Here is a 6,289-nt window from a genome sequence, read left to right on the forward strand (position 1 = left end):
TTGAAATCGGATTTTCGAGTCACCGCTCGTACGAAACGGCGCCAGAACTTAGACTGAGATGACCGCCGTCAGGGGGTGTTTGACCTGTCCGAGCACCGCACTCGCCGAAAGTCCGCCGCCGAACGCAAACCACACGAACCGCTTGCCCATCGACAGCGCCGCCGCGTTCAAGGCGACCGCAAGTGGGATGGATGCGGAAGTCGTATTGCCGAACTGACCCCCGGCATCGAGGACCGTTCCCTGGAAACCGTTCCGCTTCCACTGTGTGATGATCTCCTGGTTCAAGGTCAGGTTCGCCTCGTGAAGTGTTGCCAGGTCGATATCGCCAAGTGTCCACCCGGCCTTCTTCAGCGCCGCCTGTATCCCCGGGCCGCCGATGAGCGGAACCATCAACTCCCGCACCATGGCGCCGTCCATAGTGAGCCGATTCTGATACTCACGGATCTCCCGCTCCGTCTGGATCGGTCGGCTGGAGCCGCCGGCCGGTGTGATGATCACGTCGCCGTCCTTGCCGCTGGCCCAGCTCCAGAACTGCTTGGGCGAAAACCAGTCCTCCTCGGGCGGTACGGCAATGCACCAGGTGGCGGTGCCGGCATCGCCCAAAACGCAGGCGAACGCGCGGTCGCGCCAGTTGATCGTCGTGCTCATTTTGTCCGCGCCGATGACCAGCACGTTTTTCGCCATGCCCGATGAGATCAGCATGTAGGCATGGTGCAGACTGGTGACCCAGGTGCTGCAGGCGAGCGAACAATCAATACAATGAAACTCGCGCGGAGACTCGCCGATATGGGTGGGGATGCCGAGGCGATCCTGAAGGATAGCCGCATCCGGCGGGCTGTTCAAGTATGATGGTGTGACCGTGCCAAAGACGATACCATCGATCTCGGCCGGTCGAAGTCCTGTTTCGGCCAGAAGCGCCAGTGCCGCTCGGGCGGCCAGATCGATCGTCCCCTCGGCATCAGCGGCGAAACGCCGCTCCGAAAAGCCGATAAACCGCCGGATCCACCGATCGCTGGTTTCGAACTGTTTCTTCTGTTTGCGGTCGAGCACCTCGTGGCCGTTGCGGCGCTGTTCGGCCGCGATACTCATGCGCTCTTTGCGAAGGCGCGCGGCGATACGATCGTTCGAAATGCGGTGGCGTGGCGCGTACGCGCTGATGCCGCCGATCCGCATGCCAAATCTCTGATAACTGCTCATGCCATCTTTCCGTCCGGCGGTCGGCCGATACCGATACCGTTATACCTCATCCATGTACCATACGATGCAGCCCGGTCAGTCAATGGCGACCGGAGGCGCTGTTGCCGCAACGAGAGCGCGCGGGCGCTCTCGTTGCGATGGATTTGCGCTCAAGCAGCAATTCTCCGGTCAACTACCGAAGCGCTGCCTGAGTTTGATACGAACTACCAGCGATTCGGCCGGCGGTTGTTCATCAGTTTGCTGCCGCGCGGTTGGGCCTCGCTCACCTTGAGCGTACGGCCGTCAAGATCCTGGCCGTTCAGGCCGGCGATGGCCGCCTGTCCCTGTTCTTTCTTCGGCATCTCGACGAAGCCAAAGCCGCGGGGCTGACCGGTCTCACGGTCGGTGATGATGGCGACCGACGATACCTCGCCGAACCCCTCGAACGCCGCACGCAGTCCCTGCTCGGTCGTTCCGTGTGACAGGTTGCCGACATAGATGTTCATAAGAACCTTTCGTGTTTGTTCATTCCTGCCACGCCCTTGCCGTGTGTGACACCAGGTCGAACGGAATAAACGGTTATTTCCGGGCTTGTGCCCTGAGCCGACTGTGAAGATTTTTGGCAAGGGTTAACTTCGTGAGCTACGACTTGCTAAAAGATCAACGGGCGGCCGTATGTCTTGGTGCCAAGAATAGCATTGCTGCCGGGGCAAGTCAATAATTTTCTGGGAGCACGGAATGTACCGGGTACCCCACCGGCGTCGTCCTGAGCGTAGACGAAGGATTGCGGTGGGTTCGATGGCTTCCCGGCCGGTGGCCCACCCGCTTGCGGGTGGAATCCGATGTGATTACTTTAGCATCCTCCACAGATACGCGTACTCAAGCGCAATCACCCGCGCCCGCTGTTTGTTGTCCGCGCCGCTGGCGTGACCGCCGCTCAACTCCTCATAGAAAAATGTCTTGTACCCCATCTGCTCCATCCTGGCTGCCATCTTCCGGGCATGCCCTGGATGCACGCGATCGTCGGCGGTCGAGGTCCAGAAGAACACTTCAGGATACTTCACCCCGCTCTTGAGATTCTGATATGGCGAATACTTCTCGATGTACGCTCGCTGCTCCGCAATCTCCGGATCACCATACTCACCGATCCACGAGGAGCCTGCCCCCATCTTAGTGTAGCGCAGCATATCCAGAAGCGGTATCTGGCAGACCACCGCCTTGAACAGATCGGGCCTCTGCACAAAACAGGTACCGACCAGCAGCCCGCCATTGCTCCCACCCATAATGCCAAGATGGGCCGGCGAGGTTACACCACGACGAATGAGATCCTCGGCAACGGAAATGAAATCATCGAATGCCTTCTGTCGATTCTCCTTGAGGGCGGACTTATGCCATCGGGGACCGAATTCACCACCGCCCCGAATATTGGCCAGAACATATACTCCGCCGTTGCTCAGCCAGACCTTGCCGATGGTACGGGAATAGGACGGCAGCTCTGACGCACGAAATCCGCCGTATCCATACAATAAAGTGGGGTTATTTCCGTCAAGTTTCAGGTCTTTCCGCGAGACCATGAAGTATGGAATGGCAGTGCCGTCAGTGCTGGTCGCAGAGAATTGCTCGACCTTCAGATTGTCGCTTGAGAATCCTGCCGGAAGCGACTTTATCTCCCTGGGCGCAGCCGTGGGATCATCTAATAAATACAGCTTCGTTGGCGTGAGGAAATCGTCATAGGAAATCATCATGGTGTTGGAAAAACTGTTGGCGGATTTGATAGAGATCTGGCCCAGATCGGGGAGATTTATACTACCGTGCCCCCACGTGTCCTCGTCTGCCGACTCTTCAGGCCAATAGTAGAGTGCCTTGGCTCGGACGTTCTCCAGCACCGTTAGCAGAACAAAATCCTTGATGGCAGTAACACTTTGCAGCACGGTCTTGTCATCCGGCGTGAAAATGACATTCAGTTTGGACTTGAGATCAGGCGATTTCAGATCGGCGGTGCGCATTGCCACAAGTGACCCTTCCGGAATCCCCAGCCATTCGGAGTTGAGACGAACCAGCAAATGCCCCTTGAACGGGAAGACATAGGAGTCTCTCGGGAACGGCAGTTCGAACTTCAGTCCGCTCGAATCAACCAGCCAGTCTATCGAGTCCCAGAAATCGAGCGACTTGCTGAGCATCAGTGTATTCCCCTCCGGGCGAAATGACACAGAGGCACTGACCGATACATCGGTGCTGTCGCCTTCGATGATCGTGGTCGCTGCCGATAAAGGCGTTCCCCGATCCCACTTCTTGATGATCCGCGGGTATCCCGACAATGTCATGGAACCGGGCCCAAAATCGGTACCGACAAGGAGCGTGTTGGCATCATACCAGGTGACATCGCTCTTGGCTTCCGGCATATAGAAGCCGTCTTTGACAAACGCTTTTGTTTTGAAATCAAACTCGCGGTACTCCGCCGCGTCGCGGCCACCGATCGACAGCGCGATCATGCTCCGGATCCTCCCGGGCGGAAGATTGGCCGCACCGGCATAGACATAATTCTTCCCTTCATCAGCGCTCAGCTTGTCGATATCGAGCACCGCTTCCCACTGAGGATCTTTCTTGAGATATTCTGCAAGCGGGGTTCGCCGGATGATCCCTTTGACGTGTGTTTCATCCTGCCAGAAATTGTACACCTGCCCCTCGTCCAGAGTCCCGTACGGGATCCGGTCCTTGGCATTGAGAATGGTCAGGATCTCATCTTGGAATTTCACGAAATTGGGATCGTTTTCAAACGCCTTCAAGGTCAGTTCATCTTGAGCCTTCACCCAGTTCAGGGCGGTGCTGTCCTGAGCATTCTCGAGCCAGATGAATGGGTCGTCGTCGGCCCCGTTGGCTGTCTGTACGTAGATTGGATTGATGATAACGGCGACAGTTATCGCCAGTGCCAAAAGCAGTGCGGCTCTGATTCTCATACTACCTCCGAGGGGGTAAAGCATCTATTGCTACCGTAAATGTCTATCGTCAGAAGAGAAGCCGCAAGTGGATATTTGGAGGTCAGGAGGCCGATGTTGCCGCTGGTTAAGGACCCTTTCGGTTGATAATGCTTCTGCTTGTTGGTGCCTTCGACTGAAGATGCATTCGGTTGATGTTTCCTTGGGCTGCCGTAGGGCGGAACCGCTTCTGGTTCCGCCACTCATCTACCGGGTGTCGGGTTTCATGCTGAGGATACAATGCCACTCCGGTCTGCCCTCGTGGTGAATGTGGTAGCTAATTTAGCATGACTCTCTGACATTGAACGCATGAAACAGTGTCCTAAGAGGCTTGTGGTACGGCATGCGTTGATATGCGCGTACCAGCCATAACGGAATTCATCACCCTTCGGGTGTTCTACGGGTTCCAAGCCCCCAGCCACATTTGAGTGGGAGTAGGGGGCGCTCTCGAATTCCAAGCACTCCCCACTGACAGAAACTGTCAGTGAACCCTATATTCTGGTTGTTGCAGAATAAATTGCGGCGAAAGAGACGGCGTCGACAATCTCTTCGCACTGACAGATTCTGTCAGTAACTGACAACTCCTGCCTGCAAGCCTGATCAGCGGCAAAAGTGTTGCATGGACAACAAAATCTCACTTTTCTTCTTGACACGCGGGGGGGGGGTATTCGTTATAATTGAAACAAGACGAGGGAAGCACCTCGGGAGGTTTAATGGACATGAGAGTGAAAGAACTGAGCGCGGTGTGTGTTCTGCTGTGTAGTGCATTCGGGCTATTCCTGTCGATGTGCACCGACCACGGGACTGATCCAAAACCAGAGGGGCCGAAGGACTATGCGGTGTTCTTTGGTGACTATACTGTACCGCCATATGAGCTTTACCGGTATCACGTCGTTTCTGGTAAGCTGGATTCGACCACTAGTCAGCCACAGTCGCTGATTTCGCCGACTGCAGTTTCTGCAGATGGAAAGCGCCTTTACTGGTATGACGGAACAGTGATGGATGCTGAGACATTCGATGTATTGACACCATTGCCACATCGTGGTTATGTGGCTCCATCCCCGGACAACCAGCTACTCGCCGTGTGTGACACTGACCTTTTCATCCTCCGCACTTCGGATTTCTCGGTGGTCTATCATGACACGGATGCTGTCGCGAGCGGAACCTTCAGCGGCAACAGCAAGAGATTCTATGGCAAGAAGGCCGCAGTAGGTGATTGCTACCCTATGTACAAGCTCGATCTGGAACAAGCGAATCAAGTGACCTACTCGTGCATTAAGGGTGGAATGGGTCTCGAACCATTGGTTATTTCGCCGGACGAGACTAAGCTGTATTTGTATCGCAAGTATGCCACGTTCCTTTGTTCCTTTGACGTCTACGATTTGACTCTGGATTCGACTACGTTTAGTGAGCCATTGATTCCGGGCGGCGGAACGCTGGCGCAAACACCGGACGGCAAAGATGTGTATTTCACAAACCCCGGTGATCTCATCTCGGGTCCCCCGCCCCCATACTCGCTGGCGGTCTATCATGTGGAGACAATGAAGATCGATACCGTCATGGACTGGGGTTTGGTGTGCTGGTCAGACAGCAGCCAGTTCTTGGGGTACAAACACATCGTTATCACGGCCGATGGCCGATGGCTTATGGGCACTACCATGGCTGACGGGACCATTATTCGCAGAAATCTGCAGGACAGTGGGACAACAACGCGATGTGTGTTCGGGGCATGGCTCAAGTTCCCCAGGACTCAGAACGGACTGTAATTTTCGATGGAGGATTTTAATGAAGAAGCATGGCGAGATCGTTACAATGGTCGCAGTTCTGATCATCTGTATGGTCGGTTCACTGCATGCACAATTCTATTACGGCAAGTATGGGCCAGTGTCCATTACGGAGGACTCCAATCGGATTATCCTCAAATTTGAGATCACCGCCGGACAGGATAACCGCACGGAACTCTTGGCACAGTTAGCAGGAGTGCTGCAACTAGTGCTATAGCAACTATTAGTTGCCAATAATATTTAACAAGTGCATATTGATTCCTCAAGGAGGAATTGATATGGCACGTCCGGTGCGGATTAGATTGCGTCGGCTGCAGAAGGCAGAGCGACGGTTGTTACAGGGTAAATTGAGGG

At 55.1% G+C, this 6,289-nt stretch carries 5 protein-coding genes; 2 read left to right on the forward strand and 3 right to left on the reverse strand.

The features are described from left to right. Positions 1 to 48: 48 nt before the first annotated feature. The 3 genes from AB1644_13835 to AB1644_13845 form a co-directional block, all read right to left on the reverse strand. Positions 49 to 1,197 (reverse strand): 3-oxoacyl-[acyl-carrier-protein] synthase III C-terminal domain-containing protein, encoded by a 1,149-nt coding sequence (locus tag AB1644_13835; protein MEW6052129.1) that lies wholly within the window; start codon positions 1,195 to 1,197, stop codon positions 49 to 51. Between the two features lie 203 nt (positions 1,198 to 1,400). Beyond that, on the reverse strand, positions 1,401 to 1,682 hold the full coding sequence (locus AB1644_13840) for an RNA-binding protein (GenBank protein MEW6052130.1): 282 nt from the start codon (positions 1,680 to 1,682) through the stop codon (positions 1,401 to 1,403). Positions 1,683 to 2,024: 342 nt separating this feature from the next. Beyond that, complete coding sequence (locus tag AB1644_13845; protein ID MEW6052131.1) at positions 2,025 to 4,133, reverse strand: prolyl oligopeptidase family serine peptidase; 2,109 nt, start codon at positions 4,131 to 4,133, stop codon at positions 2,025 to 2,027. 731 nt (positions 4,134 to 4,864) lie between these two features. Between AB1644_13845 and AB1644_13850 the strand changes: the two genes are divergently transcribed. Beyond that, positions 4,865 to 5,917 carry a hypothetical protein gene (locus AB1644_13850; GenBank protein MEW6052132.1) on the forward strand — a complete coding sequence of 351 codons (1,053 nt, stop codon included), beginning with the start codon at positions 4,865 to 4,867 and terminating at the stop codon, positions 5,915 to 5,917. A 19-nt stretch (positions 5,918 to 5,936) separates the two neighbouring features. Beyond that, entirely contained in the window at positions 5,937 to 6,152 is a 216-nt protein-coding gene (locus tag AB1644_13855) for a hypothetical protein (GenBank protein MEW6052133.1), read from the forward strand. Positions 6,153 to 6,289 lie beyond the last annotated feature (137 nt).

The sequence above is a fragment of the Candidatus Zixiibacteriota bacterium genome (genome assembly GCA_040753875.1).
In the GTDB taxonomy this organism is placed as follows: domain Bacteria; phylum Zixibacteria; class MSB-5A5; order GN15; family FEB-12; genus DATKJY01.

Bases quoted from the DNA above. Each gene is read 5' to 3' on its own strand.
- AB1644_13850 (MEW6052132.1), top strand. From the start codon at position 4,865: ATGGACATGAGAGTGAAAGAACTGAGCGCGGTGTGTGTTCTGCTGTGT.
- AB1644_13845 (MEW6052131.1), bottom strand. From the start codon at position 4,133: ATGAGAATCAGAGCCGCACTGCTTTTGGCACTGGCGATAACTGTCGCC.
- AB1644_13840 (MEW6052130.1), bottom strand. From the start codon at position 1,682: ATGAACATCTATGTCGGCAACCTGTCACACGGAACGACCGAGCAGGGA.
- AB1644_13835 (MEW6052129.1), bottom strand. From the start codon at position 1,197: ATGAGCAGTTATCAGAGATTTGGCATGCGGATCGGCGGCATCAGCGCG.
- AB1644_13855 (MEW6052133.1), top strand. From the start codon at position 5,937: ATGAAGAAGCATGGCGAGATCGTTACAATGGTCGCAGTTCTGATCATC.